The following is a 24,920-nucleotide window of genomic DNA, read 5'->3' on the forward strand; positions in this document are numbered from 1 at the left end:
CATCGGGAGGGATCACGGTGAACGAGGACTCCGCGCAGCAGTATGAGAAGACCACCGCGTTCGTGTGGACCGAACGTGCCTTCGAATTGCTGGAAACCGGACAACTGCGTGCCGAGATCCAACAACCCAGCCCGGGTGTGGAAGCTTCTCATGTTTGGGGCAAATGCCCTCGGTGCGGACACGATGTCGACGACTGGCAACCATTGTCGACGGTCACCGGATTGATCGGCAGCCGTGGCCCGGATTCCGCGGCGCCCGGCACCATCGCGGTCGAGACGGTGGACATCAGCTGTGGATGCGGCATCGTCCATCCCGGCGCGCCGGACGACACCACCGGATGCGGCGTGAGCTTCCGGATCGAATTCGAGCAGGGGGCGTGATGCCGGTTTATCGGCCACGCAAACCAACCAGCGCGCCCAGCGAGGGCAGTCTCGCCCAGCGTGACGCCTTCGCCGCGACGGCCCGTCAGTCCTTACTGGACGTTCGCGCGAGCGCGGAAGCCTGGCGCAACGGCCTTTCGGCTTTTCTCGCTTTGGTCACCACAGGCGTGATCATCAAGGGGCGCGACACGACGGCAGGATTGCCCACCTCGTGGCGACTCGCGGTCACCCTGCTCATCGGTGGCGGTCTCCTGTGCGCGGTGATCGGGCTGTGGCGAGTGCTGGCCGCGCAGGCCGGTACGCGTTACCGGCTCAGCACTCTGCAGGAGCTGCGCAGCCGCTACGGATCGATCGAGACGTACCACGTGGCAATCGCCGCCGAAGCGATCGGCAAGCTCAACACCGGCCGCCGGTTCGTCTTCGTCGCGTTGCTGTTGTTGCTGAGTGGGGTGGGAGTCAACTGGTGGGCGCCGACCGCGCCGACGGCGACCTATGTGCAGATCACCTCCACCACGAACAATGCCTGCGGAGCTTTACGTTCGGCCGACGACGGTCAGATCCGGCTGGCGACAACGGGAAATCAGCTGATCGCCATCCCGCTCGCGCAGGTCACGCGGCTGACTGTGGTGAACACGTGTCAATGACTTCAACGGGCGGTTCCCCGTTGCGCCGGGTGTGACGGACGAGACAACAGGCCGATAGCGACCCGACAGCATTGCCACAGGTTCCCGAAAGGATCACCGGGCAGTCTCTGATCCGTGACCACGATCGCGCCGCAAGCGGCCCTCGCACCGACCGGTGACCGGCTGGGCACGATGCCGCGCCAGTTCGTGCGGTTCGCCGTGATCGGCGTCGCCAACACAGGCTTGTCTCTCGTCTTCTACGTGCTGTTCCGGACGGTGGTGACGGCGACTGCGGCGAATCTGGTCGCCACGTTGCTGACGACCGTCATCGGTACCGTCGTCAACGGCAAGGTGACCTTCGGCGTTCGCGGCATAGTCACGGTGGGGCAGCACGCGAAAAGCATGGCGGTGACGGCGCTCGGAATCGTGATCACGACCGTCGCGGTGAACATCGTCGGCGGCAGCATCGGTGAGCTCGTCGCGCTGACCGTGGCGAGCGGTGTGGCAGGCGGGCTGCGGTTCTTGTTGTTGCGGCACTGGGTGTTCGAGCCGCAGCGGACCTGAAACCTATGCGGTGCCGCAGAAGAGGCAGGCCGCGACCATCGCGGTGATCGTCCCGAAGAACAGCAGCGGGAACCCCGCGGCCTTGAGGCCGAAGACGATCAACGTCACGGCAAGCACAGCGAACAGCACGGCCACGATGCGACGGCCGCGGCTGGCTGGGTCGCTCAGTGTCCTCGCGAAATCCGGGTCGTTGGCGTGCAGGTGTTGTCCGATGGCTCTGAGCTCTTGTCGTTCGTGCGCGCTGAGCATGGATCAATCCGTTTCTCTTCGCGGCGTGGCAGAACGGTGACGCCCACCCGCTCAGGGTGACCCGCCGGGAGGGCAGCAAAACCAGCCTCGGGCAGGATGGGCCTCAACTGTCGCTGCTACCTGCAAGATCTGTTCGTCGACAAGGAGACCCGGCGCAAGGGCGTTGCGCTCGCGCTGATCGAGTGGCTGGCACAGGACGCCGAGCGGAACGGCGCCACGCGACTGCATTGGCATACTCCGCAGGACAACGTCACGGCTCGCGCGCTGTACGACAAAGTGGCTCAGTACAAGGGGTACATCGCCTACAGCCGCCGGCTCAACGCTGCAACGTGAGGCAAGCGACGCGCCCACCGGCCATTCCCGCTTCTCCGGGGCCGGTCGCGGTTGTGGGTTGCTCATGTACGACGAAGGAGCCTGGGGCGCGCTCGCTCAGCGTGAACCGCACACTGGTTCGCGCTTTGCCCGCTCCCTGGCCGTCGGTACGCAGGTCCAGCCAAATTTCGTTGTCCGGATTGGCATAGGCGGGATCAACCGACGGCTCTTGCGGGTCGACGCGATTCTGGAAATGCGGCCCCGCGTCATCGCCGGTCTTGCCGCACGGCTTGGTGTGGGCGTGGACGGCGTAACCACGGTCCGGCAGCAGACCGGCCGCGCTGAGCTGCACGTTGGTGGCGTCGCCGGTCACCAGGATCTCGGCGGTCAGTCGTGCTCCTACGGGCGCCTCTGGGCCGTAGGTGAACGCGTTGGTCGCCGAGTCAGGCGGGCTGAGAGTGCCGTCCTGCCGGACCGCTGCCTCCTGTGAGCGGGTGTTGGGCGGGGGATTCGTGATCCCGTTCGACGAACACGCGGTCACCGCGACCAGCAGTGCACCACCGACGAGCCGGCAACGCATCGAGAATCGCCTCCTTTACGCTCGGCTACCCCGCCGCACTCGCTCCTATTCGCGCAGGCCCGGCCAGAGCGTCCAGCACAATTCCTGGCTGCACCACGCAGGTGCGCGCCGCGACGTCTACGGATTCCACGACGGTGCAGTACTTCGACCAGTCGATCACCACGGCTGTGTTGGTGCATTGCCCGGCAAGGCTGGTGCCGCCGCCCCGCGACAGAACGGGGGTGTGGAATTCGGCGGTGACCCGGATCGCTTCAGCCGCCGCGTCCGGGTTTCTGGGCAATACGACCCCAATGGGCACTTGCCGGAAGTTCGAGGCGTCCGTGGAATAGGCTGCTCTGGTTCCGGCGTCGAACCTGACCTCGCCGTCGACACGTTCGCGCAATGCCCGGTAAATGCCGGGAATTGTGTCCGAAATGTGCAGGTCAACGCGGGTCATAGCTCCTCCTTCACCTCGGTTCTTCGCCCCGCGCATAGCGGCGCGGACGCCGCGCCTTCGAACAGCGCGACGTCCGCGTCCTTGTAGAGCTCAGCTGCGTTGGTCGTTCTCGTTCTCGTCCTCCACCAATGCTTCCGTGTCACGCGACTCGTCGGCGCGGTTGGGCCGGTTGCCTCGGAGCACGCCCTCGATTTCCTTTTTCATCTCGTCGTCGACGACTGGGCTGTGCTTGTTGCTCTCGCGTTCCATGGTGATTGCTCCTCACGTGTGTCGCAGCAGGACTCCGACGCCATCGGGCAGTGCCTCGTCCGAGGTCACGACCTTGGCGCCGGTGGCGAGTGCGGCGATCGGAAGTGCTTCATCGGCGCGGACGGTGTGGACCGTTTCCTCGCCCGCCGCACGCAGCGGCTGCTCCGCAGTGGCCAGAGGTGTTGGCTGAGCGCCTGAACAGAGTGTGCGGTCGGCCAGTACCTGCGGGTTCACAAGCAGATACTCGACATTGGCCGCATTCAACGCGGAGAGGGTCTCGTTCAACCCTTGGGCGGCCAACCCGTTGTCTCGGTTGAGTTCGGCGTGGAATCGGTCGAACGAGGCTTGGCGCTGCTTTTCGACGTGCTCGTCGAGTATCCGGCGCACCTCGTGTTCGAATGCCTCGGCGTCACCGCCCTCGGCGCGGTTGCCTGTGCTGGCTTCCACGGCGATCTCGCGTGCCCGTGGGGCGATCGCGTCGTACAACGCCTTGCGTGCTTGAACTTCGCCAGCCAGGACGAGTACCTGCGCATCGACGTCGTCGACCAAACGCGACACTTCCCGTGCCACTTCTTCGACGTTCTGCCGCGATTTTTCCTCGACCCGGTTCTGGATCGACCAGTGCGACCAGCCACCACCGCGCACCTTGTGCACGTGATGCTCGGTGCCCTGCACGGACTCCTGGTTCATGCCGTGCTGGCCGACTGCCCGCAGGTCCGCGCCCGTCCGGTCGATGACCGCGACGACGTGCGGAACCTGCTGTGCGTCGTGCTCGATCAGCGGCAACAAGTAGGGCAACGGTGACACGCGGGCGATTCGGCCCGGCGGAGGCTCCGGCAACTGCTCGTCGATCAAGACGGTCGAGCCGGCGGCGACCAGTGCGCGTCCGGCACGGCCCTGGGACGGCGGGTTCTCGGTGACCGCGTTGTCCAACGCGGTCAGGGTTTGCTGCGCAAGGCCAGCGCCTTCGAGCTGGTCAACGACTGCCCGCCAACGCAACTCGATCTGGCGCGCCGCGTCCGCCGTGTCGTGCGAGCTGTCGAAGTAGATCGACGCGAACTGCCCGCTGTGCCCGATCTGATCGGCTAGGTCCTTGAGACGCATCGTGATCACTCCCTCGCGCGAGCTCGAGCCGTGGTCATGCCTGCCCATGGGTCCTTCACCCGTGACAGACGTTGCTTGATCTTGCGTAAGTCGTAGCCGTTCGGTGTCACCCGGCCCAGTTGGGACCACTCCAGCGGAGTGGCCACCGGCGCACCGGGCCTGGCGCGCAGCGAGTACGGGCAGACGAAGGTCTGGCCGTAGGCGTTGCGGTTGATGTCGAGGTAGATCCTGTTGCCGCGGCGCTGTTTGCGCTGGGCGGTGGTCAGCAGGTCCGGGTCCTGCCCGGCGACTTCCTCGGACATCTCCGCAGCGAGGTCACGAACTTGATCGAAGTCCTGGGATCGGTCCAACGGCGCGACGACGTGAAAACCTCGGCCGCCAGTTGCTTGCACGTACGGCTTCAGGCCAGCCGAGCGAAACGCCTTACGCAGCCTGCGGGCCACGTCGCGCAGCGTCGTCACCGGTATACCGTCCGGTGGATCGATGTCGACCACCAAGCGGTCCGGGTGCTCCAGCTTGTCCATTGTGGAAAGCCAGCAGTGGAACTCGATGGTCGCCTGGTTGGCCAGGTACACCAGCGCGGCGGCGTTGTCGCACACGACATGCCGGACGGTGCCGTCACCCGTGCGTCTTGGCACTTCGACGGTGGTCAGCCAGTCCGGGAAGTAATCGGAGGCGTCCTGCTGGAAGAAACCTTCGGAATCGATTCCGTCGGGATAGCGCCGCAGCGTCAGCGGTCGTCCAGCCAGATGCGGCAGCATCACGTCGGCCACCGCACGGTAGTGCTCGATCACTTCGCCCTTGCTGACATGCCCAGCCGGGTAGAACTCCTTGTCCAGTTTGGACACCGTGATGTCGTGGTCAGCGACGTGAATGGTGTTTGTGGCCATGGGTCACCTCACCGATCTCGCGGCCCCGTTGAATCGGCCTACCCGGGCTGTCCGGGCAGCAAACCGGCGGATGGTTCGCCGGTGGCCGAGTGGGTACCCGGGCCGGGACCAGGGAGGTGGACGATGGCTGAGTCACGCGTCGACGACGAGCTGTGGAACGAGTTCCACCGGGTGGTCAACATGTCCTCCCGGGAACTGAGCGACTGGCTGCGCACGCGGTCAGCCGGTCCTGACACCGAGACACTGCCGGACCAGGCAGGGACACCCACCGGCCAGCAGGTGCTGGCCATCTTGCGCAAACGCCGGACCGACATGGACGAACACGACGCACAGGTCATGCGTTCGGTGGTGGACCGGGTGCACGCGCAGCGGCGTGAGGATCTTGAGCCGACCCAGGGACAGGCGAACTGGCGGCGGCGGCTGATGTCACTCGGCCACGATCCGCTGAAGTCGGTATGAACCTGTGTCGGGGCCGCTGCGGGGGGTAACCGCGTTACATGGTGAGCTTTGGTTACTTCCTGTCCTGCGAGGAGTTCGGACCCCGCGAGCTGGTGCGCCAGGCGAAGATGGCCGAAGCGGCCGGGTTCGAGCGGCTGTGGATCTCCGACCACTTCCATCCGTGGAATGCTGAACAGGGGCATAGCCCCTTCGTGTGGTCGGTGATCGGTGCGTTGTCCGAAGCGACCACGCTTCCGATCACCACAGCCGTCACGTGCCCGACGTTCCGGATTCACCCGGCCGTGATCGCGCAAGCAGCCGCCACAGCCGCCGTGCAACTGGACGGGCGGTTCGTGCTCGGTGTGGGCAGCGGTGAGGCGCTCAACGAGCACATCCTGGGCGACCACTGGCCGTCGGCGGACGTACGCCTGGCGAAGCTGGAGGAAGCCGTCGAGGTGATCCGCGCCCTGCATCGCGGGGACGAGGTCACGTATCACGGCAAGCACTACACCGTGGAAAACGCCCGCATCTACACACTTCCCGAGAAGCCCCCGCCCATCTACGTCTCCGGCTTCGGCCCCAAGGCCGCGCGGCTGGCCGGCCGGATCGGTGACGGCTTCATGTGCGTCATGCCGGACGCCGACCTGCTCAAGACGTTCCGCGCCGCTGCAGGTGTCGATCTGCCCGCCCAGTCGGGCATGAAGGTCTGCCACGCGCCGACCGAGGAACAGGCCGTGGCGACCGCACACCGCATCTGGCCCAACGAACAGCTGCCCGGTGAACTGGCCCAGATACTGCCCACGCCCCGGCATTTCGAGCAGGCCGCACAGCTCGTGAAGCCCGAGATGATGGCGGACGCGCTGCCGTGCGGGCCTGACCCCGAGCCGTACGTCTCAGCTGTGCGGCAATACGTCGATGCCGGGTACGACGAGGTCTACATCCAGCAGATCGGGCCGGACCAGGAGGCGTTTTTCGAGTTTTGGCAGCACCAGGTGCGCCCGCAGATCCCGGACCGCACGCCCGCGCACGCGTGAGCGAGGGCGCAGCTGGGTATCCGGGGAGCACTGCTCAGGGAGGTGTGTCGTGATCGAAGAAGTGAACAAGAAGCCGGCCGCCGAGAAGTCGGTCGGCGAGCTCGTGACCGATCTTGGCGACGAGCTGAAACGACTGGTTCGCGCCGAGATCCGGCTGGCTGTCTTCGAGTTGCGGCACAAGGGCAAGAAGATGGGCCGTGGCGCCGGGTTGTTCGGCGCGGCCGGTCTGTTCGGGATGCTCGGTGTGATGACGTTGATCGCGGCCGCGGTGCTGGCGCTGGCGCTCGTCATGCCCGCGTGGCTGTCGGCGGTGTTGGTCGGCGGGGTGCTGGTCATCGTCGCCGGGCTCGCCGCGTTGATCGGACGGCGTCAGATCAGCCAAGCCACACCGCCCGTCCCTGAGGAAGCCATCGAGGGAATTCGCGAGGACGTCCACGCCATCCAGCAGGGAGTGCGGTCATGAAAGGCTTTCCGACCAACGCCGAGCAGGCGCGGATCGACCGGGACGCCACCAGGGAAGAGATCACCGAGACGCTGACCGCGTTGGTGCACAAGCTCGACGTCAAGAGCCGGGCCAACGAGGCCGTTGGCGACTCGATCGACCGCGCGTCCACGAAGATCGCGGACAAGGTGTCCCCGTCGGCTGCGGTGAGGTTCCGGCAGTACGCCTACGCCATGCGTAACCACCCGTTCCGTGTGATTGCAGTGATCGTCGCGCTCGTGGTGGGCATCCGCTTGAGCCTCCGGCTGTTCGACTAAGGCAACACTTTGTCCAGCGTCACCGGCAGATCCCGAACGCGTACGCCGGTGGCGTGATGCGCCGCGTTGGCGATCGCCGCGGCCGTGCCGACGATGCCGATCTCACCGATTCCCTTGCTGCCCATGGGGTTGACGTGCGGGTCGTGTTCGTCGACCCAGTACGCCTCGACATTCGCCGCGTCGGCGCACGTGGCGATGTGGTACTCGGCGAAGTCGTGGTTGACCACGTGCCCAGTCCGTGGGTCGAGCACGCTGTTCTCGTACAGGGCCATGGACATTCCCATGGTCATTCCGCCGATCAACTGCGACCTGGCAGTCCTCGGGTTGACGATCCGGCCGGCCGCGAAGACACCGAGCATCCGGGGCACACGGATCTCACCGGTGTCGGCGTGCACGCGGACTTCGGCGAACTGAGCACCGAACGCGTAGAGCGCGTATCGCTTCTTGGCTTGGTACTCCGGCACTTGCCCTTGTGCTTCGTCGCCGTCTTCCGGATCTGATCCGTACTTGTCACGGAAGGCGTTGGCCGCCTCCACAATGGCCGAACCCCACGTACTGGTGCCCGACGATCCACCCGCGACGGACGCGATCGGGTACTCAGTGTCGCCGATGCGCACGTCGACCTGGTCAAGCGGTACACCGAGGGCGTCGGCGGCGATCTGCGGAAGTGTGGTCCAGGTACCGGTACCCAGGTCGGCCGCGCCGATTTCGGCCACGTAGCGGCCGTTCTCGAAGCGGATCGTGGCTTCGGACTGCGGCATCCGGTACGTCGGGTACACAGAGGACGCCACGCCGGTTCCGACGAGCCAGTCGCCGTCCCGCCGGACTCCTGGCCGGGGATCACGGTCTGCCCACCCGAACCGCTCGGCGCCGTCGCGCAGGCAGGCCACCAAGTTGCGGCTGGAGAACGGGTTGCCGGTCTCCGGGTCACGGTCGGGTTCGTTGCGGATCCGCAGTTCGACCGGATCGATGCCGAGGTGCTCGGCCAGTTCGTCCATGGCCACTTCAGGGCCGAACATGCCGGGACACTCGCCAGGGGCGCGCATCCATGACGGGACCGGCACGTCCAGCGCCGCCAGCCGATGTGAGGTGGCACGATTCGGCGCCGCGTACATCATTCTGGTCGCCACGGCGGTCTGTTCCGCGAACTCCTTGATCCGGGACGTCTGCTCGACCACGTCGAGCGCGATCGCCGACAACCGCCCTGCCCGATCAGCGGCCAGCCTGACGCGCTGGATGGTAGGCGTGCGATAGCCGACGAGACTGAACATCTGTTGCCGCGTCAGCGCCAGTTTGACGGGGCGGCCGGGCAGCGCACGGGCCGCCATCGCGGCCGCCACGACGTGCGCATGTGGCATGCCCTTGGAACCGAAGCCACCGCCGACGTACGGGCAGACGACCCGGACCTGTTCCTTGTGCAGGCCGAACACCTTCGCCAGGGTCGATCGCACCGCGTGCACGCCTTGCGTGGAGTCCCAGACGATCAGATCGCCGTCGCTCCACAGAGCTGTGGTGGCATGCGGCTCCATCGGGTTGTTGTGGTACATCGCGGTGGTGTACGTCGCGGTCACGGTGGCCTCAGCCGAATTCATGGCCGCGTCGACATCACCAGTGCTGGTGTCCGTGTCAAAGCTCGGGTTGACCTTTTCCGGCTTGTACAGGTCATCCCGGTCGGCGGAGAGTGAAACGTCGTGGGGTTCTTGGGAATACTCCACGTGCACGAGCTCCGCGGCCTGGCGGGCGGCCTCGGGCGACTCGGCTATCACCACACCGACGATCTGCCCGCGGAACGCGATGTCGCCGGTTTGCAGCACGGCGAGTTCCTTGTCCTTGGTGGAGGAAAGCCGTTCACCGTTGCCATGCGTGAGCACGGCGAGAACACCGGGCATCGCTTCGGCGTCCGTGAAGTCTATTGTGGTCACCTGGCCGCGTGCGATGTCGGCCTGGACCAGATGGCAATAGGCAGGGTTCGCGATGGGCGCTTCGTTGGCGTACCTCGCCTTGCCGGAAACCTTGTCAAGGCCGTCCCTGCGGACCCGGGCCTGGCCGATTGCCTTGGGTTGCAGCAAATCCGTCATGACAGCTCCCGCAAGGCCGCGACAAGGGTACGAGTGATCAGTGGGATCTTGAAGCCGTTGCCGCCGTCGAGTCCGTCGAGTGCTCGCGCGTCGGCCAGTTCCGCTTCCGCCGCTTGCTGATAGCCGGCGACCTCGGCGGGTTGCCCGCGCAATACTTGCTCTGCTTTGTAGGCACGCCAAGGCTTGTGGGCTACGCCGCCCAACGCGATGCGGACATCGCGAACGACGCCGTCGGCGACATCCAGCGCGGCCGCGACAGAGACCAGGGCGAACGCGTACGACGCCCGGTCGCGAACCTTGCGATAGCTCGACCGGCGAGCCAGGGGGGAAGGCGGCAATTCGATGGCTGTGATCAGGTCACCGTGCCGCAGCCTGGTGTCCCTGTCGGGAGCCTCGGCGGGCAACCGGTGCAAGTCGACGAACGGAAACGTGCTCTCACCCTCGGCGGTGAGCACGTGCACCTTCGCGTCCAATGCGGACAGTGCGACGGCCATGTCGGACGGATGTGTTGCCACGCAATGTTCCGAAGCGCCAAGGATGGCGTGGTACCGGGTGTAACCACCGATCGCGGAGCAACCGGATCCTGGCACACGTTTGTTGCACGGTGTTGTGACGTCCTGGAAGTACACACACCGAGTCCGCTGCAGTGGGTTCCCACCTGTGGTCGCCATGTTGCGCAGCTGGCCGGACGCACCGGCGAGCAGCGCTTGGGCCAGCACCGGATAGCGTTGCCGGACTCGCTGGTCGGCAGCCAGATCGCTGTTGCGGACACCGGCGCCGATCCACAGGCCGCCGTCACGGTCTTCGATGCGGGTGGACGTCACGGCGGTGATGTCGACCAGCAGATCAGGCTGGATGACACCCAGCTTGAGGTGGTCGACCAGGTTGGTGCCACCCGCCACGAACGTAGCGCCAAGGCGCGCGGACACATCGCGCACCGCGGTGGTCACGTCCGTGGCGGGCCGGTAGTCGAACGGTTTCATGGGGCCTCACCAGCCGCTTGCCGCAGAGCAGGGACGATGTTGGCGTACGCCCCACACCGGCAAAGATTGCCGCTCATGCGTTCGGCCAGTTCCGCATCGGTCAGTTCGGGGGTGGCGGTGAGATCCGGTGAGACGTGGCTCGGCCAGCCGTTGCCGAACTCGTCCAGCATGCCGATCGCCGAGCAGATCTGGCCGGGTGTGCAATAGCCGCACTGGAAGGCGTCGTGGTCCATGAAGGCCTGCTGCACCGGATGGGGCTGTCCGTCGACAGCCAGCCCGGCGGCAGTGGTGACCTCCGCGCCGTCGCAACTCACCGCCAGAGTCAGGCAGCTCAGCACCCGACGGCCTCCCAAAAGGACGGTACACGCGCCGCATTGGCCATGGTCACAGCCCTTCTTCGGGCTGTTGTCGCCGAGCTGTTCACGCAGCGTGTCCAGCAGCGTGGCCCGTGTGTCGACGGTGATTCGATGCGGTTGCCCATTTGCGCGCAGGCTGATCTCCGTCATTGAGACCGGCTACCCGTGCTGATGATCGGCAAACTACGTGTCGTCCATGGCCCGGGTGTCGCGCGGCGGCAGGAACGGTTCTTCGTCCTCCGGGTGTCCTTGCTCGATCTGCTTGCCACGGGCCAGTTCGGCGTCGAGTTCGGCACCGAGCAGCACAGCGAGGTTGGACAGCCACAGCCAGATCAGGAAGATCACGATACCGGCGAGCGAACCGTAGGTCTTGTTGTACGAGCCGAAGTTCGCCACGTACAGGCTGAAACCGACCGACGCGAGCACCCACAGCAGCACGGCTAGCGCGCTGCCTGGCGTGAGCCACCGGAAACCGGGGTGCTGGACGTTCGGGGAGGCCCAGTACAGCAGCGCGAACGCGAGGCTGATCAGGATCGCGATGATCGGCCACTTGGCGATGTCCCAGAGCAGTACGCCGGTCGAGCCGATCCCCAGCAACTGCCCCACCCGGTCGGCCAGCCCACCGGTGAGCACCACGCCGATGGCGCAGACCCCGAGCAGGACGACGATGGCCAGGGTGATGCCCATCCGCAGCGGGATGGTCTTGAACAGCGGCCGTCCTTCTTCGACCTCGTAGATCGCATTGGCCGCCCTGATGAACGCGCCGATGTACCCCGACGCCGTCCACAACGCGATCACCAGGCTGACGATGGCGAACGGCCCGGCGAGGTAGTTGGCGTTCTTCAGCTCGCCGACCGCGTTGAGTACGAGGTCACGGGCCGGTCCGGGAGCCATCTGCTGGATGTTGTCGGTGAGCGCCTTCGTCGACTCCGGCCCGAGCAGGCCCAATAAGGAGGTCAGCACGATGATGCCGGGGAAGAGCGACAACACGCTGTAGTACGTCAGCGCGGCCGCCCAGTCGTCCAGGCTGTCGCGCTGGAACTGCTTGACTGTCCGTTTCAGCACTTGCCACCACGAGCGCTTGGGCAAGTCCGTCAGGCCCTTCACGTGCTTCGCCATGGTCATACCCACTGTCAGGTGCCGCGGCCGGTTCTTTGCTGTAGTTCGTCGATGAGCTTGGACGCTTCGGCCTTGGTGAGGTCCGCGGGTACCTCTTCACCGGCCTCCTGCGCCAGGGTGTGCAGGTACGACTGTTGTGGCCCGGTCATCGGCTCCTCGCCGGTCGTCCACTCCGCCGGGTCCTTCTCAGGGTTCGGCTCGACCATCTGCCGTCACCTCCGCCTCGCTGTTGGAACATGTGTTCGACGGTTACCCCGGTGTGCCGCGGGTAATCACGCTGGGATCGCGGCCGTGTCCCGGTCCCAGATCCGGTGCTTGGCGAGCTGTGCGACAAGCGTCTCGAAGTACTGGTCGTCCATCGACTTCTCGGCTTTCGGCGTGGTCACCACGCCAACATCGGACACCACGTCGTCCTCACTGGACGCCAGTCGCGTCTCGCCGAGGTTCGCTATGCGCAGCAACTTGATCCCGGCTCCGAAGGCACCGACCGGTTTGCCGTGCTTGAATGCCTCGGTCACGAAGTGGACGGCGTACCCGTCCTTGCTGAGCGTGCTCACGCTGTCCGGTCCACAAGGGACGACGACGGCGTCGTAGAGCACGGAGGCCATCGTGTTGATCGCCCGGTCCGCTTTGATGTCTTCATCGTTGGCGCAGCGGACCATGCCATCGGCAGGGGCGAGCAGTTCGGGGATCGCGCCGGCTTGCGTCAGCGCCGAGACCAGGCGGCGGGTGCCGATGCCGTCAACGCCGTCCGCGATCAGCACGGCTACCTTGCGGGTCTTCGCCGATGCCACCGGAGAGATGAGCTGGCTCAACGCGGGAGAACTGCGGCCGTGGTTGGGCGTGGCCTCCTGTTGCGGCGCCGGGACACCGATCCCTTGTGCGACTTGGGTGGCCAGCCCATGGTCGACGTGGTTGAGGTGGTCAACGACCGCGGCACGGATCTCGGTCTGCTCGACCTTGCCGAGTTCGAACCGGAACGCGGCGACGATGTGGTCCTTCTCCGGCTGGGTCATGCTGTTGTAGAACAGGGTGGCCTGGCTGTAGAAGTCCTTGAAGCTGTCGCTGCGCTTGCGGATCTTCGCGCCCTCGACCTTCTCCTGGTAGTGCGTGAACACCTCGGGGAACTGGCCGGAGACCGCCGGGCAGCCACCGGCCAGGCTGTTGTCGAAGTAGCTGGTCCGGCCGCGGTGGATCCGGTGCTGTGCGAACCCGTCACGCTGGTTGGTGTGCACCGGCGCCACCGGCCGGTTCACCGGGATGTGGGCGAAGTTCGGGCCGCCGAGCCGCAGCAGCTGCGTGTCCAAATAGGAGAAGTTGCGGGCCTGCAGCAGCGGGTCGTTGCTGAAATCGATCCCCGGCACGATGTTCGCGGTGTGGAACGCGACCTGTTCGGTCTCGGCGAAGAAGTTGTCCGGGTTGCGGTCGAGCACGAGCCTGCCGACCGGCCGGACCGGGACCTGCTCCTCGGGGATGATCTTCGTGGCGTCCAGCAGGTCGAAGTCGAAGCTGTGCTCGTCGTCCTCGCTGACCAGTTGCACGCCCAGTTCCCATTCCGGGAAGTCGCCGGTCTCGATCGCCTCCCACAGATCACGCCGGTTGAAGTCCGGGTCCTTGCCCGCGATCTTCTGCGTCTCGTCCCATACCAGCGAATGCGTGCCGAGCAGTGGCTTCCAGTGGAACTTCACGAACGTCCCCCGGCCGTCGGCGCTGACCAGCCGGAAGGTGTGCACGCCAAACCCTTGCATCATCCGGTAGCTGCGCGGCAGTGCGCGGTCGGACATCAGCCACATGATCATGTGCATGGTCTCCGGCTGCTGTGCCACGAAGTCCCACAGGGTGTCGTGCGCCGACTGCGCCTGCGGGATCTCGTTGTGCGGCTCGGGTTTGACCGCGTGCACGAAGTCAGGGAACTTGATGCCGTCCTGGATGAAGAACACCGGCATGTTGTTGCCGACCAGGTCGTAGTTTCCCTGGCGGGTGTAGAACTTCGTGGCGAACCCACGCACGTCCCGCACGGTGTCCGCCGAGCCGCGTGACCCCGCCACAGTGGAGAACCGGACGAAGACCGGAGTCCGGATCTGCGGGTCGGTCAAGAACTCCGCTGCGGTGTACTCGGCCAACCATGTGTCATACGGCTGGAAATGCCCGTAGGCACCGGCTCCTCGAGCGTGTACGACGCGTTCCGGGATGCGTTCGTGGTCGAAGTGGGTGATCTTCTCCCTGGCGTGGAAGTCCTCCAGCAGTGTCGGGCCCCGCGCGCCCGCGGTCAGCGAGTCGTCCGTGTGATCGACTCGGACTCCTTGCTGAGTGGTCAGCCGGGTGTGTTCGGCGTCCGTCCGCACTGACTCGAGTTGCTGGTCCTTCTCGTCGTTGAAGTCGCGCTGGGGCATCAGGCCCGGACCTCCCGGAGATTGCGGCGCTGCTACACCGCTGGTGATACCCACCGCGACGGGAGGTAGTCCTCAAGCCGGCAGGCCGGTTCCGGATTCCTTCGCCTGCCTGTTTGACCGGCCGGTTTAGCGGAAACTATGTCTGGTATGGGTTTACTCGACCGGATTGACAATCGGCTCGGTGACGGGCTGGAGCGGATGCTGTGCTCGCATCACGCACGTCGGCTGCGCAAGCTCGGGTGGGGAGACGTACTGGACGACTCCGGCACGGGCTGGTTCACTCCTCACGCGCCGGTCCGTGAGGGTTGCCGCGTCAAAGTGCTCGTCGACGGTGAAGAGGCGTTGCCGGAAATGGTGGAGGCGATCAAGGGCGCCCGGTCGTTCGTGCACCTCGCGGGATGGCACTCGAGCCCGGACTTCCGGCCCACCCGTGACGAGGCCGCCAAGACGCTCAGGGACCTCCTCGCCGAAGCGGCGGAACGCATACCGGTCCGGGTGTTGTTGTGGGCCGGGCCGCCAGTGCCTGCGTTCGAGCCGACGCGCAAACGAGCACGTGCGGCGCGCACCGAGTTCATGCGGGACAGCAAGGCCCAGTGTGTGCTTGACGCACGCGAACGAACGCTGCATTGCCACCACGAGAAGCTGTTGATCGTCGATGACGAGACTGCCTTCGTCGGCGGGATGGACTTCACGGCCTTGGAAGGCGACCGCCACGACAGCCCCAAGCACCCCGCGGACCGGCCGATCGGCTGGCACGACGCGGTGATGCGGGCCGACGGCCCAGTGGTCGCTGACGTGGCCGGCCATTTCCGTGCGCGCTGGGCGGAGATAGCCGGTGAGCAGCTGCCGCAACCGCGCATTCCCGAGCCAGCAGGGAACTCAACCGTCCAATTTGTACGCACGATTCCTGAGAAGACCTACGACTTCGCTCCGCGCGGTGAGTTCAGCGCGCTGGACGCGTACCTGCGCGCGCTGCGGTCGGCGCAGGATCTGGTGTACCTGGAAAACCAGTTCCTGTGGTCGCCTGAGATCGCCGAAGTGTTGATCGACAAGCTGCGCCAGCCGCCACACGACCGTTTCCGCGTGGTGCTCGTGTTGCCCCGCAAACCCAGCAACGGCGCGGACACCACGCGTGGCCAGCTCGGCCGATTGCTCGAAGCCGACGACGGCAACCACAGACTGCTGGCCGTCACGCTCACGTCGCACGACGGTGACAACAAAGTGTCGGTCTACGTCCACGCCAAACTCGCCATCATCGACGACAAGTGGATGACCGTGGGATCGGCGAACCTCAACGAGCACTCACTGTTCAACGACACCGAGGCCAACCTTGTCACCGACGACGCGGCGGCGGCCAAGGACACCCGGTTACGCCTGTGGAGCGAACACCTGCAGTGTCCAGTGTCTGAAGTAGACGGTGAACCGGCTGACGTGATCGACCGGCTGTGGCGGCCTTACGCTGAGAACCACGAAAAACACCGGCTCACACTGTTGCCCGGAGTGTCCCGGCGGGTGGACCGGCTCCAAGGCCCGTTGCGAGGCTTGCTCGTCGACGGCTGATGTGCCGTGGGTCACATTTCTTGGGTTCGAGAACCTTCCTGGGCGGTGCCGACGCCTGTCATGGAAACGATCCAGGAAGGGGAGCCATGGGCAAGACAGGACGTGTCGTGGGTGGGTTGATCGCCGCGGCGGCTCTGATCACCGCAGGCGTCATTGGGACAGCGTCAGCGGATACCGCAGGGAGTGGGCAGGAAGTGGCCAAGGGACAGCACAAGCCGCCGAAGGGAGCGCGGGCGACGGTACGGGTCACCCCGAACCCGACCACCGAGCGCGGCCAGGAAGTGACGATCACGGGCGACTGCGGCGGCGGAACCGGCCTGAAGTCGATCCTCGGCGGATTCCCGGACAAGCCGGCACTGGTGAACATCCGGATCCTGAAGGACGACCCGAACGGGTTCCTCGCGAAGGCGAACCTCGCACCGCACATCGGCAACGGCGTCGGCCCGGTGTTCGTCGACTGCGGCGGTGAGGCTGGGGTGACTTTGCTGGTCACACACGTGTAGCAGCCCTTGTCGGGGGTCCAGCCGGTGCGCCGGCTGGACCCCCGATTCGCGCCGCAGGGCTTTTGCGGGTCCTTACGAAGGGCCGCCGGGGTTTTGCGCGGATTGACGAAGACTGCTCACCGGTCGCGTTGGGAAGCTCGGGTACGCCTGAATGCATGGCTGGGCACGTAAACCGAATTCCGACAAGGAGAATCGTGAAGAGAACAGTTCTCAGCGCATTGGCCGGTGCGACCGTTGTCGCCGCCGCATCGATCGTGGTCGGAGCCTCGGCGGCATCCGCCCAATCAGCGGACGTAGGTGTCGCCAGCCTGCACCGCACTTGGTCGTGCATGGTGCCGGGCGGCTACACCTGGTCGTCCGTGCGTTCCCAGCCCAGCTGCGCGTCGCGTTACGAGTACTTCCTGCTGGACGCCGTGAACGTCAACCTGACCGGACAGTGGGCCTGCTGGATCCCGAGCGGTTACTCGTACACCTCTTCCCGGCAAGGCATCAACTGCTCGGCCTCGCCCGGATCGTCGCCTTACGAGTACCGCCTCGTGAAGCTCTGATTCGGCACACCGGCCCTTCACCGGTCCCCGCCGGTGAAGGGCCTCACCCATGGGCAAGTACGCGCGATACGACCGTGCTCAAGATCCGGATTCCGTGCGTGGTGGCCGGGGCGACACCGGTCAGCTCGTGCACTCGTTGCAGCCGGTAATCCAGACTCCGCGGGTGGATGCAGAGCGCGACGGCCGCCCGTGACCGGTTCAGGTCGTGCCGGTAGTACGCGTCCAATGTGGACACCAGGTCGGGTCCGCCGGCCAGTCGCCGCGCCAAGTCGTGCAGCCATCGGTCGATCTCCGGCAGTTCGGCGGCACCGAGTTCCATGAACACGTCGACGGCGGTGTAGAGGTGGTCGGGCTGGGTCTCGGCGCGCGTGACCCGGCTGACTCGCCTCGCCAGCGCGAAGGCCTCAGCGAGTGCGGAAGCCGGTCCAGTGGCCGCGCCCACGGAAAACGGCCGCGCGATGATCTCAGCGAAGTCGCTGATCAGGCTCGTGGGGTGCCCGGCAGGGACGAGCGCGACGAACTCGTCGCCGTACCACGTCGCCGGAACGCTGTACCGGTGCCAGACCGTATGCACCACCTCATCGGCGGTTTCCGGGTCCACGCCTGGAGTTCTGGCCACGATGACCTGGTACGTGTCCGGCACGGTGATGCCGAGGTTGCGGGCGTTGGCCAAAGCGGCTGGCTCGTCCGCGAGCACCATCTCGGTGAACTGCCGTACTTGGCCGATGAGCGGCAGAAAATGCTGCTGGCCCTTCAGGAACCCCAGCGTGTACGCCTGCTGGGCAGCCGCTCCCTGTGGCCCCAGCCAGCCGAGCATCTGCATGGTCACCGGAAGGTCGTGAGGGCCGGCAGCTTCCTGGATCTCGTTGAGAGTGGCGCTGGCGTGCACCGTGAGCACGCGGCGCAGGACCGTCCTGGACATGCCGGTTTCACCGCGTCGTTCTCCGGTGGCCGCCACGACGGCGAGATCGTCGTCGGTCAGCGGTTCGTTGCCTGCGACCAGGTCGATGGTGCGGTGCCGGATGAACACCGCGAAGTCAAGCATGCCCGCGTATTCGCGTGGATCGGCGGCAGCCGCGGCGTAGTCGGGCAGATCGTTCGAGCAGACCTCGACAACACGTTTGGCGTTGGTGGAGATCCGTTTTCGCAGCAGACCGAGCAGATCGCTCACGCCGTTTCCTCTCTTGCGGCGAGGACACGGTGCACGGTGGTGCTCAGGATCCGCACGCCGCGCACGGAAACCGGATCCAGCCCGGTGAGATCGTGCACGCGCCGCAGCCGGTACTCCAGTGTCCGGGGGTGGATGTTCAGCACCGCGGCCGTCTGCGTCCTGGCCATGTTGTTGCGGTAGAAGGCATCGAGCGTCGCCACCAGGTCTGGACCGGCGGCGAGGCGGCTCGCCAGCTCGCCGAGCCACCGGTCGACCGGCGGCACCCGTGCCGCGCCGACCTCGGCGAACAGATCGGTGAGGTAGTACACACCGCTTGGCGCAGAACGGATTGGCGCGGCCTGGCTGACCTGCCGGGCCGCAGTCAACGCCTCGGCCAGTTCACCTGTCCGGCCTTGTGCGGCACCGACCGCGCAGGGAAGTTCGGTGAAATCCCAGAAGTCCTGGATGATGTCCTGGGAATTGCCCGGCGTCAGCGCGACGAACTCGCCGGGCTCCGTCCAGCGGACCGGTATCCATTGGCGTCGCAGCAAATCCTGCAGGACTTCGCTGCGCTCCGGGTGTTCCGCGGGGATCCGCGCAACCGTGACAACCCAGCTCTCGGGCATTTCCATGGCCAGGCTCGCCGCCATGTCAGCGGCGATCGGGTCGTCGGCGAGCAGCATGTCGGCGAGTTGCTGGACGCGCTCGACAACCGGCAGGACCGCCTCCTGCCCGGAAAGAAAACCCGAGGTGTACGCGGTTTGCGCGGCCAGGCCCAGCGGTGGCAGCCAGGCCAGCGTGTGCATGACGTCTTCGAGGTCGCGCGGGTTGGCCGCCTCGTGGACCTCTTTCAGGGTGAGAGATGTGTGCAGCTGCAGGACATGGCGCTGCGAGGCCAGCGACAGGCCTCTTCTGGCCCGCTCCCGCCCGACGACCTCGATGAATGCCAGGTCCTCCGCGGTGAACGGTTTGTTCTCGGTGACCAGCGAGACGGTCCGTTTCCGCAGGAACACCGCGAAGTCCAGGATCGCGGCACGCGCCCGGGTGCTGGACGCGATCTTGCGGAAATCGGGAAGTTCTTGCGTGTAGACGTCGACAGCGCGTCTGCTGTTGGCATCGACACGTCCTCGCCACAGGGCGAAGAGATCACCCATCCCAACCCCCTCGACCAGCCGGTCACCCTGCGGAACATGGTGCTGGGCAAGCAAGGGGAGCAGTACCGCCATGAGGACCCGGCCTCACGCGGCTGGATGGACCTCCTTGGCAAGGCCTTTGTCCAGGCTGACTCTGACCAGGCCCGCGGCCAGCCTGGCGACGTCATCGCCTGCCAGCCGAGCCAGCTTGCGTACGTCGGCGGGCAGACCGACCTTGTCGGCGCCGTCGAGCGCTTTGCGATCCAGGTACGGCCGCAGCTCCGGCCAGACCTCTTGTGCCTCACGGCAGAAGATGTCCGCGCCCACCGGGCCCAGTCGCGGCACCTCCTGCAGGAGCGCACGAAGCTTGTCCACGTCACCATCGGCGGCTTTGCGGAGCTTTCGTAGATCACCGCTGTACTTGTCGAGCAGCAATTCCGCGCCCTCGCCGAGAGCCGTCGCCGTGCTCTCGTCATAACGGACATAGTGCCCTTTGCCCAAGGCGTCGACGCGTTGCTGCCAGGTCGCGTCGAGCATCTTGCGGGGCGTCTTCATCTTGGCTTTGAACAGCTCACGGCCCGCAGCCACCGCGATGTCCGCCTTGATCCGGGTCGACAGCAGCACGCTGAGCACGAGCAACTGGTACAGCGGGGACGGTTTGTCGGCAAGGCGGATGCCGGCCTGGCTGGCATAGGTTTCGCCGGCCACGTCGAGCAGCCGCCGGGCGATCTGCTTCTGGTCGGTCATACCGGCCGAGTACCCTGGCGGTGTTTCAGAAAACCGAGGATCTCCTCGGCCACCGGCACCGGTATCTCCAGTTGAGGCGAGTGCGCGCCGTCGGCCAGCACCCGCAGCCGGGCGTCGGGAATGCTCGTCGCCCACGTCTCGGCGACGTCGAACGGGACCACGACATCGTGCTTGCCCCACAGCACCAAGGTCGGTTGTGTGATGCCGGAGATCCGGTCGGCGAGGTCGATGTCCTCGCCCTGCTTGACCGCCCGCGGCATCAGGTTGATGTGGTCGAACCGGAGGTCCATGTCCTTGAGCATCTGCTTGGCGATGAAGCCGGGCAGCTTCGGTTTCCGGTAGTAGACCCGGGCGAGCACCGCGTCGAAGTCCTCGAGTGTCTTCATCCGTTGCCCGAAACCGGCGTAGATGGGTGCGTTGTCCCTGGCCGCGCCCGGTGCGTTGACCACGATCAGAGTCCGGACTCGGTCCGGGTGCCGTAGCGCGTACGCCGCCGAAACGTGTCCACCCATGGAGTTGCCGCCAAGGTGGATCGGTCCGAGGTCCATCTCGTCGAGGAAACGCCGCAGACTTTCGACGTGGCCGCGGATGCTGTAGTCACGACCGGCGTCGCGTTCGTTGTCCCCATGTCCGGCCAGATCCGGCAGGATCACGCGGTAGTGCCGGGTGAGCTGGGCGGCGGTGGCCAGGAACGAGGTCTTGTCGTCAGCCAGGCCGTGCAGCAGGACAAGCGGGTCACCGGAGCCACCCTCGTAGTAGTGGAACGCATAACCGCCGACGTCGGCCTTACGTTGGTGCATGCAGGCGCGGAGCTGTGCGATGTGCGTGGCTGCACTCATCAGGATCGAGGCGGGAGCAAGCATGCTCACACATTCGACGACTTGATCGTCCACTCGCCACTCTGCGGACCAGGTCTACCCACGGAGTCGGCCCGGTGCACCCGAAAGGGCAGTGCTCAGCGGCAGCTGACGGCTCGATCGGACGACGAGGTGTTGTCGAGGCGCCGGACGAACGAGTCGCCGCCCACCGAGTTCCGCTTGGCACAAGCCGATTCCTTGTCGGTGAACGGGCCATAGTAGACAGAGTAGATCTCGGTGTCGTCGAGGTGCGTGCGCAGCGAACTGCAGCCGGTCGACGGGGCGTGCAGGTATTTGGCCCCAGGGTGTGCGGTCAGGAACTGGCGGAGGTCCGACGCGTAGTTCGCCTCGGTCACGGCCGAGCCGACGATCACGATGTGCGCGCCGTCGCAGGGCGGGTTGTCCGGGGCGGCCAGCCCGCCCGGTCCGGAAGGGACGGTTGTCGCGGTTGTCGTCGTGGGCGGAGCCGTGGGTTGCCGATTTCCAGTCGTGGAACCTTTTGGCCACAACCAGACGGCAGCAGCCGCGATGCCAAGCAACAGAACCGCCGCGGCGACGATCATCCAATATGGACGACGGCGCTTGACCGGCGGCGGCACCACAGGCACCGCGGGCAGGCGTTTGGTCGACTCGGTGTGCATCGCCTTGCGGGCCGCGGACGCCAGCTCACCCGCGCTGGCGTACCGCTCCGCCGGGTTTTTGGCCATGCCCTTCGCGACGACTCGATCAAGGCCAGTTGGCACGCCGCTGCGGCGTTCGCTCGGCTTCGGCGGGTCCACATTGGCGTGCGCGAAGATCACCGCGAGCGGGTTCTCCGCGGTGAACGGCTTGTCGCCGGTCAGGCACTGGAACAGCATGCACGCCAGTGCGTAGACGTCCACCCGGTGGTCGACTGGGCCGGACCCGAACCTTTCCGGCGCCATGTAGCCGAGGGTGCCGAGTGCCTCGCCGCTGCCGGTGATGTCGGTGTTCGCCGTCAACGGCCGCGCGATGCCGAAGTCCACCAGGTAGGCGAAGTCTCCCTGCAGGATGACGTTCGACGGTTTGACGTCCCGGTGGATCAGGCCTTCGGCATGCGCGGCGTCGAGTGCGGCCGCGACCTGGCCGATGATGGCGACGGCCGCGGCCGGGCTCATCGGTCCGTCGTCGGCAAGCACGCGGCTGAGGTTCTTGCCCTCGACCAGGCGCATGTCGAGATACAGCCGGCCGTCTATCTCGCCGTAAGCGTGGATCGGGATGACGTGCGGCTCACGCAGCCGGGCAGCCGCGTGCGCCTCACGCTTGAACCGCTTGCGGAACTCCTCGTCGTCCGCACCGCGGTCGGTGAGCAACTTCAGCGCGACGTAACGGTCGTGCTGGACGTCGTACGCGCGGTGGACCTCGCCCATACCCCCGCGTGCGATCAACTCTTCCACCCGGTACGGGCCGAACTGCCACCCCACGTGCGGCATCATAGCGATGGCCGGCCCAGACACAGGCGCAACGCGGCTACGGCCTATGGCCGCAACAGCACCTTCACCATCCCCGCCTGCTTCTTCTGGAAGGTCTCGTAGGCGCGCGGGGCGTCGGTGAGCGGCAGGTGGTGGGTGGCGAAGCTGTCCACGCCGAGCGGGTCGTCGTCGGTGAGCAGTGGCAAGATCTGGTCAACCCAGCGCCTGACGTTGGCCTGCCCCATCCGCAGCTGGATCTGCTTGTCGAAGATCGTCAGCATCGGCATCGGGTCGGCCATCCCGCCGTACACACCGGACAGCGACACGGTGCCGCCGCGCCGGACGAGGTCGATCGCCATGTGCAATGCGTTCAGCCGGTCGACGCCGGCCTTCTGCATGAACCTGGCCGCGACGGCGTCCGGGAGCAGGCCGGTGACCTGTTGGGCGATCTTGGCGGCGAGGGAGCCGTGTGCTTCCATGCCGACCGCGTCGATCACCGAGTCGGGGCCGCGGCCGTTGGTCATGCCGCGAATCGTCTCGACCAGATCTCCGTGGTGCTGCAACAGATCGAGCGTCTCGACCCCGTTGTTCCTCGCGCGCTCAAGCCGTTCTGCCACCAGGTCGACGCCGATCACTTGGCGCACACCTTTGTGCAGAGCGATGCGCGTGGCCATATCGCCTATGGGGCCGAGGCCGAGGACGACCAAGCTGCCGTCCTTGGGCACGTCGGCGTAGTGGACGGCCTGCCATGCCGTGGGCAGCACGTCGGACAGGTACACGAACCGGTCATCCGGTGGTCCGTCCGGGACCTTGATCGGCAAGGTGTTGCCGAACGGCACCCGCAGGTACTCGGCCTGCCCGCCGGGAACCTGTCCGTAGAGCTTGGTGTAGCCGAACAGGGCGGCGCCCATGCCGTGCTCACGGACCTGGGTCGTCTCGCATTGGGATTGCAGCCCTTGGTCGCACATGAAGCAGGTGCCGCAGGAGATGTTGAACGGCACCACGACACGGTCACCGGCCTTGAGCTCAGTGACTTCCGCACCGACCTCCTCGACCACTCCCATTGGTTCGTGCCCGAGGATGTCACCTTCACCCATGAACGGGCCCATCACCTCGTACAGGTGAAGATCCGATCCGCAGATGCCGCTCGAGGTGATCCGCACGATCACGTCCGTGGATTCCTTGATCACCGGGTCGGGCACCGTGTCCACTCGTACATCGCGTCTTCCGTGCCAGGTCACTGCTTTCATGTCACGCCTTTCGCAGCGAGGAAGTCTCAGTGGTGAGCCTTCCCGGCGTCCGGCGCGGTAAACCTGGCTGAAGTCAGGAAGCGAACCGCCTGTTGTGGCTGAGCGAAGCGGGGTCATCGGGGTGCTCGAGCAGCTCGAGCAACAGGCCTTCCTGGGTCGCCCAAGGGCAGATCCGCACCGACTCGTGCCCGGTGGCGACCAGCAACGCCTCGACCACGACGGCACCGGCGAGCGACTGACGAGCGCGGTGGCGGGAGATGCCGGGCAGTTCGGCCCGTTGTGCCGCGGTGAGATCACCCAGCCGGGGAATCCATTTCCGCAGGTCGGACAGGTGCAAATGTCGCGTGACCAACGGTCCTTCGCGCTGCGGGCGGGCTCCGGCCAAGCGCGCCAGCTGCTGCATCACCTTGGAGCATCCGACCGCCATGCCGGTGAGATCGGTGTCCTGCAACGCATCGCGCACGCGTTCCGACGTGGTGGCGCGGACTTCCTTGAGGGGCATGCCGTTCGCGATGCACGTCTGCGTGAGTGTCCGTGCTCCCAAGGGAAGCGAGACGGCGGTGTGGGGTTGGGTACCGCGACCCGCGGCCACTTCGGCCGTCCCGCCACCGACATCGAGCACGGTGAGCGGACCTGCGGCATGACCGAACCAATGGCGGGCCGCGACGTACGACAGTTGTGCCTCGCGTTCACCGGAGAACGTCAGGAGATTGACGCCAGTCCGTCGAGTGATCTGCCGCAGGACGCGGTCGGCGTTGGCGGCGTCCCGGATCGACGAGGTCGCGTACGCCACTACCTCGACGTCGCGCTGGACGAGCCGGAGGATCTCGGTGACTGCCCGAGTGATCTGGTCGACGCCGTCTTGGCTGAGCCGGCCCGCTGTGTCGATCGCGCGGTCGAGTCTGAGTCGCACTTTGTGGTCGGAAGACGGCCGTGACGGGGTTCCGTCGGCTCGATCGACGACTACCAGGTGTGCGCTGAAGCAGCCAATGTCCAGAACACCCACACGGCCCACGGTCCACCGCCCCCATTTTCGCTCGAATCGGACACTTTACGTACCCCAGGGCGGAAGTGCGAAAACCCAGGTAGTTCGTCAACTAGCGATGATCTGAGGTGAGAGGGTTTTCAGCAGCGCGTTTGTCCATTTCAATTGACGCAAGGTCTGGGGATGACAGCGCTGCGTCAGCTCGACCAG

General features: G+C 66.0%; 30 protein-coding genes. 11 read left to right on the forward strand and 19 right to left on the reverse strand.

Annotated features, from left to right (window positions below):
* Positions 1-17 precede the first annotated feature (17 nt).
* The 3 genes from B9C43_RS00325 to B9C43_RS00335 all read left to right on the forward strand — a co-directional run bounded on the left by B9C43_RS00325 (position 18) and on the right by B9C43_RS00335 (position 1,567).
* Entirely contained in the window at positions 18-380 is a 363-nt protein-coding gene (locus tag B9C43_RS00325; RefSeq protein WP_033391057.1) for a hypothetical protein, read from the forward strand.
* Entirely contained in the window at positions 377-1,024 is a 648-nt protein-coding gene (locus B9C43_RS00330) for a hypothetical protein (protein WP_200825377.1), read from the forward strand. The genes B9C43_RS00325 and B9C43_RS00330 overlap by 4 nt, the downstream gene beginning before the upstream one ends.
* 114 nt (positions 1,025-1,138) lie before the next feature.
* Positions 1,139-1,567 carry a GtrA family protein gene (locus B9C43_RS00335; protein ID WP_084424039.1) on the forward strand — a complete coding sequence of 143 codons (429 nt, stop codon included), beginning with the start codon at positions 1,139-1,141 and terminating at the stop codon, positions 1,565-1,567.
* A 3-nt stretch (positions 1,568-1,570) separates the two neighbouring features.
* Here the strand turns inward: B9C43_RS00335 and B9C43_RS00340 are convergent, their stop codons facing one another.
* A complete protein-coding gene (locus tag B9C43_RS00340; RefSeq protein WP_084424041.1) occupies positions 1,571-1,816 on the reverse strand; it encodes a DUF3040 domain-containing protein in 246 nt (81 codons plus the stop codon).
* Between the two features lie 96 nt (positions 1,817-1,912).
* On the opposite strand from B9C43_RS00340, the gene B9C43_RS00345 reads away from it, so the two are divergent.
* The gene (locus B9C43_RS00345) at positions 1,913-2,149 is read left to right on the forward strand and encodes a GNAT family N-acetyltransferase (protein WP_084424043.1); all 237 of its coding nucleotides are present in this window, start codon (positions 1,913-1,915) and stop codon (positions 2,147-2,149) included.
* Here B9C43_RS00345 and B9C43_RS00350 read toward each other — a convergent pair.
* The 5 genes from B9C43_RS00350 to ligD all read right to left on the reverse strand — a co-directional run bounded on the left by B9C43_RS00350 (position 2,133) and on the right by ligD (position 5,387).
* Positions 2,133-2,708 carry a superoxide dismutase family protein gene (locus B9C43_RS00350; protein WP_084424045.1) on the reverse strand — a complete coding sequence of 192 codons (576 nt, stop codon included), beginning with the start codon at positions 2,706-2,708 and terminating at the stop codon, positions 2,133-2,135. The genes B9C43_RS00345 and B9C43_RS00350 overlap by 17 nt on opposite strands.
* Positions 2,709-2,733: 25 nt before the next feature.
* Entirely contained in the window at positions 2,734-3,144 is a 411-nt protein-coding gene (locus B9C43_RS00355) for an FAD-binding oxidoreductase (protein WP_235038377.1), read from the reverse strand.
* Between the two features lie 90 nt (positions 3,145-3,234).
* On the reverse strand, positions 3,235-3,393 hold the full coding sequence (locus B9C43_RS57385) for a hypothetical protein (protein WP_200825378.1): 159 nt from the start codon (positions 3,391-3,393) through the stop codon (positions 3,235-3,237).
* 12 nt (positions 3,394-3,405) lie between these two features.
* Entirely contained in the window at positions 3,406-4,497 is a 1,092-nt protein-coding gene (locus B9C43_RS00360; protein WP_143445975.1) for an Rv2629 family ribosome hibernation factor, read from the reverse strand.
* Positions 4,498-4,502: 5 nt separating this feature from the next.
* Positions 4,503-5,387, reverse strand: coding sequence for a non-homologous end-joining DNA ligase (gene ligD / locus B9C43_RS00365; RefSeq protein WP_084424049.1), 885 nt, complete (start codon positions 5,385-5,387; stop codon positions 4,503-4,505).
* A gap of 123 nt (positions 5,388-5,510) precedes the next feature.
* On the opposite strand from ligD, the gene B9C43_RS00370 reads away from it, so the two are divergent.
* Genes B9C43_RS00370 through B9C43_RS00385 form a run of 4 tightly spaced genes read left to right on the forward strand, consistent with a single transcriptional unit; the run spans position 5,511 to position 7,618 of the window.
* Positions 5,511-5,846 (forward strand): DUF3140 domain-containing protein, encoded by a 336-nt coding sequence (locus B9C43_RS00370; RefSeq protein WP_033391051.1) that lies wholly within the window; start codon positions 5,511-5,513, stop codon positions 5,844-5,846.
* A gap of 38 nt (positions 5,847-5,884) precedes the next feature.
* Complete coding sequence (locus B9C43_RS00375) at positions 5,885-6,859, forward strand: TIGR03557 family F420-dependent LLM class oxidoreductase (RefSeq protein WP_033391050.1); 975 nt, start codon at positions 5,885-5,887, stop codon at positions 6,857-6,859.
* 49 nt (positions 6,860-6,908) lie between these two features.
* Complete coding sequence (locus B9C43_RS00380; protein WP_084424051.1) at positions 6,909-7,322, forward strand: phage holin family protein; 414 nt, start codon at positions 6,909-6,911, stop codon at positions 7,320-7,322.
* Positions 7,319-7,618, forward strand: coding sequence for a DUF3618 domain-containing protein (locus B9C43_RS00385; protein WP_033391048.1), 300 nt, complete (start codon positions 7,319-7,321; stop codon positions 7,616-7,618). The genes B9C43_RS00380 and B9C43_RS00385 overlap by 4 nt, the downstream gene beginning before the upstream one ends.
* Here the strand turns inward: B9C43_RS00385 and B9C43_RS00390 are convergent.
* The 6 genes from B9C43_RS00390 to B9C43_RS00415 all read right to left on the reverse strand — a co-directional run bounded on the left by B9C43_RS00390 (position 7,615) and on the right by B9C43_RS00415 (position 14,547).
* Positions 7,615-9,696 (reverse strand): xanthine dehydrogenase family protein molybdopterin-binding subunit, encoded by a 2,082-nt coding sequence (locus B9C43_RS00390; RefSeq protein ID WP_084424053.1) that lies wholly within the window; start codon positions 9,694-9,696, stop codon positions 7,615-7,617. The genes B9C43_RS00385 and B9C43_RS00390 overlap by 4 nt on opposite strands.
* Positions 9,693-10,679, reverse strand: coding sequence for an FAD binding domain-containing protein (locus B9C43_RS00395; protein WP_084424054.1), 987 nt, complete (start codon positions 10,677-10,679; stop codon positions 9,693-9,695). Before B9C43_RS00395 ends, B9C43_RS00390 begins: the two co-directional genes overlap by 4 nt.
* Positions 10,676-11,185: a 2Fe-2S iron-sulfur cluster-binding protein gene (locus tag B9C43_RS00400; protein ID WP_084424056.1), complete on the reverse strand. Its 510-nt coding sequence runs from the start codon at positions 11,183-11,185 to the stop codon at positions 10,676-10,678. Before B9C43_RS00400 ends, B9C43_RS00395 begins: the two co-directional genes overlap by 4 nt.
* Positions 11,186-11,218: 33 nt before the next feature.
* Complete coding sequence (locus B9C43_RS00405) at positions 11,219-12,154, reverse strand: YihY/virulence factor BrkB family protein (protein WP_235038378.1); 936 nt, start codon at positions 12,152-12,154, stop codon at positions 11,219-11,221.
* Positions 12,155-12,168: 14 nt separating this feature from the next.
* Positions 12,169-12,360, reverse strand: coding sequence for a DUF3072 domain-containing protein (locus B9C43_RS00410; RefSeq protein ID WP_033391039.1), 192 nt, complete (start codon positions 12,358-12,360; stop codon positions 12,169-12,171).
* A gap of 66 nt (positions 12,361-12,426) precedes the next feature.
* Positions 12,427-14,547, reverse strand: a complete 2,121-nt coding sequence (locus B9C43_RS00415; RefSeq protein WP_084424058.1) for a catalase — start codon at positions 14,545-14,547, stop codon at positions 12,427-12,429.
* Positions 14,548-14,694: 147 nt separating this feature from the next.
* Here B9C43_RS00415 and B9C43_RS00420 point away from each other — a divergent pair, with 147 nt between their 5' ends.
* The 3 genes from B9C43_RS00420 to B9C43_RS00430 all read left to right on the forward strand — a co-directional run bounded on the left by B9C43_RS00420 (position 14,695) and on the right by B9C43_RS00430 (position 17,158).
* The gene (locus B9C43_RS00420; protein ID WP_084424060.1) at positions 14,695-16,107 is read left to right on the forward strand and encodes a phospholipase D-like domain-containing protein; all 1,413 of its coding nucleotides are present in this window, start codon (positions 14,695-14,697) and stop codon (positions 16,105-16,107) included.
* Positions 16,108-16,193: 86 nt separating this feature from the next.
* On the forward strand, positions 16,194-16,610 hold the full coding sequence (locus B9C43_RS00425) for a hypothetical protein (RefSeq protein ID WP_084424062.1): 417 nt from the start codon (positions 16,194-16,196) through the stop codon (positions 16,608-16,610).
* A 194-nt stretch (positions 16,611-16,804) separates the two neighbouring features.
* Positions 16,805-17,158 carry a hypothetical protein gene (locus B9C43_RS00430; RefSeq protein ID WP_143445977.1) on the forward strand — a complete coding sequence of 118 codons (354 nt, stop codon included), beginning with the start codon at positions 16,805-16,807 and terminating at the stop codon, positions 17,156-17,158.
* 43 nt (positions 17,159-17,201) lie between these two features.
* On the opposite strand, the gene B9C43_RS00435 is transcribed toward B9C43_RS00430, so the two are convergent.
* From B9C43_RS00435 to B9C43_RS00465, 7 genes are all read right to left on the reverse strand, one after another.
* Positions 17,202-18,329 carry a PucR family transcriptional regulator gene (locus B9C43_RS00435; RefSeq protein ID WP_084424064.1) on the reverse strand — a complete coding sequence of 376 codons (1,128 nt, stop codon included), beginning with the start codon at positions 18,327-18,329 and terminating at the stop codon, positions 17,202-17,204.
* The gene (locus B9C43_RS00440) at positions 18,326-19,534 is read right to left on the reverse strand and encodes a PucR family transcriptional regulator (protein WP_084424066.1); all 1,209 of its coding nucleotides are present in this window, start codon (positions 19,532-19,534) and stop codon (positions 18,326-18,328) included. The genes B9C43_RS00435 and B9C43_RS00440 overlap by 4 nt, the downstream gene beginning before the upstream one ends.
* Positions 19,535-19,546: 12 nt before the next feature.
* The gene (locus tag B9C43_RS00445; protein ID WP_084424068.1) at positions 19,547-20,188 is read right to left on the reverse strand and encodes an endonuclease; all 642 of its coding nucleotides are present in this window, start codon (positions 20,186-20,188) and stop codon (positions 19,547-19,549) included.
* Positions 20,185-21,051, reverse strand: coding sequence for an alpha/beta fold hydrolase (locus tag B9C43_RS00450; RefSeq protein WP_143445979.1), 867 nt, complete (start codon positions 21,049-21,051; stop codon positions 20,185-20,187). The genes B9C43_RS00445 and B9C43_RS00450 overlap by 4 nt, the downstream gene beginning before the upstream one ends.
* Before the next feature lie 92 nt (positions 21,052-21,143).
* Positions 21,144-22,487 (reverse strand): serine/threonine-protein kinase, encoded by a 1,344-nt coding sequence (locus B9C43_RS00455; RefSeq protein WP_235038379.1) that lies wholly within the window; start codon positions 22,485-22,487, stop codon positions 21,144-21,146.
* A 53-nt stretch (positions 22,488-22,540) separates the two neighbouring features.
* Positions 22,541-23,725: a zinc-dependent alcohol dehydrogenase gene (locus tag B9C43_RS00460; RefSeq protein ID WP_033391025.1), complete on the reverse strand. Its 1,185-nt coding sequence runs from the start codon at positions 23,723-23,725 to the stop codon at positions 22,541-22,543.
* Positions 23,726-23,798: 73 nt separating this feature from the next.
* Complete coding sequence (locus B9C43_RS00465; RefSeq protein WP_084424071.1) at positions 23,799-24,731, reverse strand: Ppx/GppA phosphatase family protein; 933 nt, start codon at positions 24,729-24,731, stop codon at positions 23,799-23,801.
* Positions 24,732-24,920: the final 189 nt, after the last annotated feature.

It is taken from the genome of Kibdelosporangium aridum (genome assembly GCF_900176515.1).
GTDB lineage: Bacteria > Actinomycetota > Actinomycetes > Mycobacteriales > Pseudonocardiaceae > Kibdelosporangium > Kibdelosporangium aridum.

Bases quoted from the DNA above. Each gene is read 5' to 3' on its own strand.
- B9C43_RS00460 (WP_033391025.1), bottom strand. From the start codon at position 23,725: ATGAAAGCAGTGACCTGGCACGGAAGACGCGATGTACGAGTGGACACG.
- B9C43_RS00415 (WP_084424058.1), bottom strand. From the start codon at position 14,547: ATGCCCCAGCGCGACTTCAACGACGAGAAGGACCAGCAACTCGAGTCA.
- B9C43_RS00345 (WP_084424043.1), top strand. From the start codon at position 1,913: ATGGGCCTCAACTGTCGCTGCTACCTGCAAGATCTGTTCGTCGACAAG.
- B9C43_RS00360 (WP_143445975.1), bottom strand. From the start codon at position 4,497: ATGCGTCTCAAGGACCTAGCCGATCAGATCGGGCACAGCGGGCAGTTC.
- B9C43_RS00400 (WP_084424056.1), bottom strand. From the start codon at position 11,185: ATGACGGAGATCAGCCTGCGCGCAAATGGGCAACCGCATCGAATCACC.
- B9C43_RS00395 (WP_084424054.1), bottom strand. From the start codon at position 10,679: ATGAAACCGTTCGACTACCGGCCCGCCACGGACGTGACCACCGCGGTG.
- B9C43_RS00370 (WP_033391051.1), top strand. From the start codon at position 5,511: ATGGCTGAGTCACGCGTCGACGACGAGCTGTGGAACGAGTTCCACCGG.
- B9C43_RS00425 (WP_084424062.1), top strand. From the start codon at position 16,194: ATGGGCAAGACAGGACGTGTCGTGGGTGGGTTGATCGCCGCGGCGGCT.
- B9C43_RS00440 (WP_084424066.1), bottom strand. From the start codon at position 19,534: ATGGCGGTACTGCTCCCCTTGCTTGCCCAGCACCATGTTCCGCAGGGT.
- B9C43_RS00340 (WP_084424041.1), bottom strand. From the start codon at position 1,816: ATGCTCAGCGCGCACGAACGACAAGAGCTCAGAGCCATCGGACAACAC.
- B9C43_RS00355 (WP_235038377.1), bottom strand. From the start codon at position 3,144: ATGACCCGCGTTGACCTGCACATTTCGGACACAATTCCCGGCATTTAC.
- B9C43_RS00375 (WP_033391050.1), top strand. From the start codon at position 5,885: ATGGTGAGCTTTGGTTACTTCCTGTCCTGCGAGGAGTTCGGACCCCGC.
- B9C43_RS00350 (WP_084424045.1), bottom strand. From the start codon at position 2,708: ATGCGTTGCCGGCTCGTCGGTGGTGCACTGCTGGTCGCGGTGACCGCG.
- B9C43_RS00405 (WP_235038378.1), bottom strand. From the start codon at position 12,154: ATGGCGAAGCACGTGAAGGGCCTGACGGACTTGCCCAAGCGCTCGTGG.
- B9C43_RS00390 (WP_084424053.1), bottom strand. From the start codon at position 9,696: ATGACGGATTTGCTGCAACCCAAGGCAATCGGCCAGGCCCGGGTCCGC.
- B9C43_RS00420 (WP_084424060.1), top strand. From the start codon at position 14,695: ATGGGTTTACTCGACCGGATTGACAATCGGCTCGGTGACGGGCTGGAG.
- B9C43_RS57385 (WP_200825378.1), bottom strand. From the start codon at position 3,393: ATGGAACGCGAGAGCAACAAGCACAGCCCAGTCGTCGACGACGAGATG.
- B9C43_RS00410 (WP_033391039.1), bottom strand. From the start codon at position 12,360: ATGGTCGAGCCGAACCCTGAGAAGGACCCGGCGGAGTGGACGACCGGC.
- B9C43_RS00385 (WP_033391048.1), top strand. From the start codon at position 7,319: ATGAAAGGCTTTCCGACCAACGCCGAGCAGGCGCGGATCGACCGGGAC.
- B9C43_RS00445 (WP_084424068.1), bottom strand. From the start codon at position 20,188: ATGACCGACCAGAAGCAGATCGCCCGGCGGCTGCTCGACGTGGCCGGC.
- ligD (WP_084424049.1), bottom strand. From the start codon at position 5,387: ATGGCCACAAACACCATTCACGTCGCTGACCACGACATCACGGTGTCC.
- B9C43_RS00450 (WP_143445979.1), bottom strand. From the start codon at position 21,051: ATGCTTGCTCCCGCCTCGATCCTGATGAGTGCAGCCACGCACATCGCA.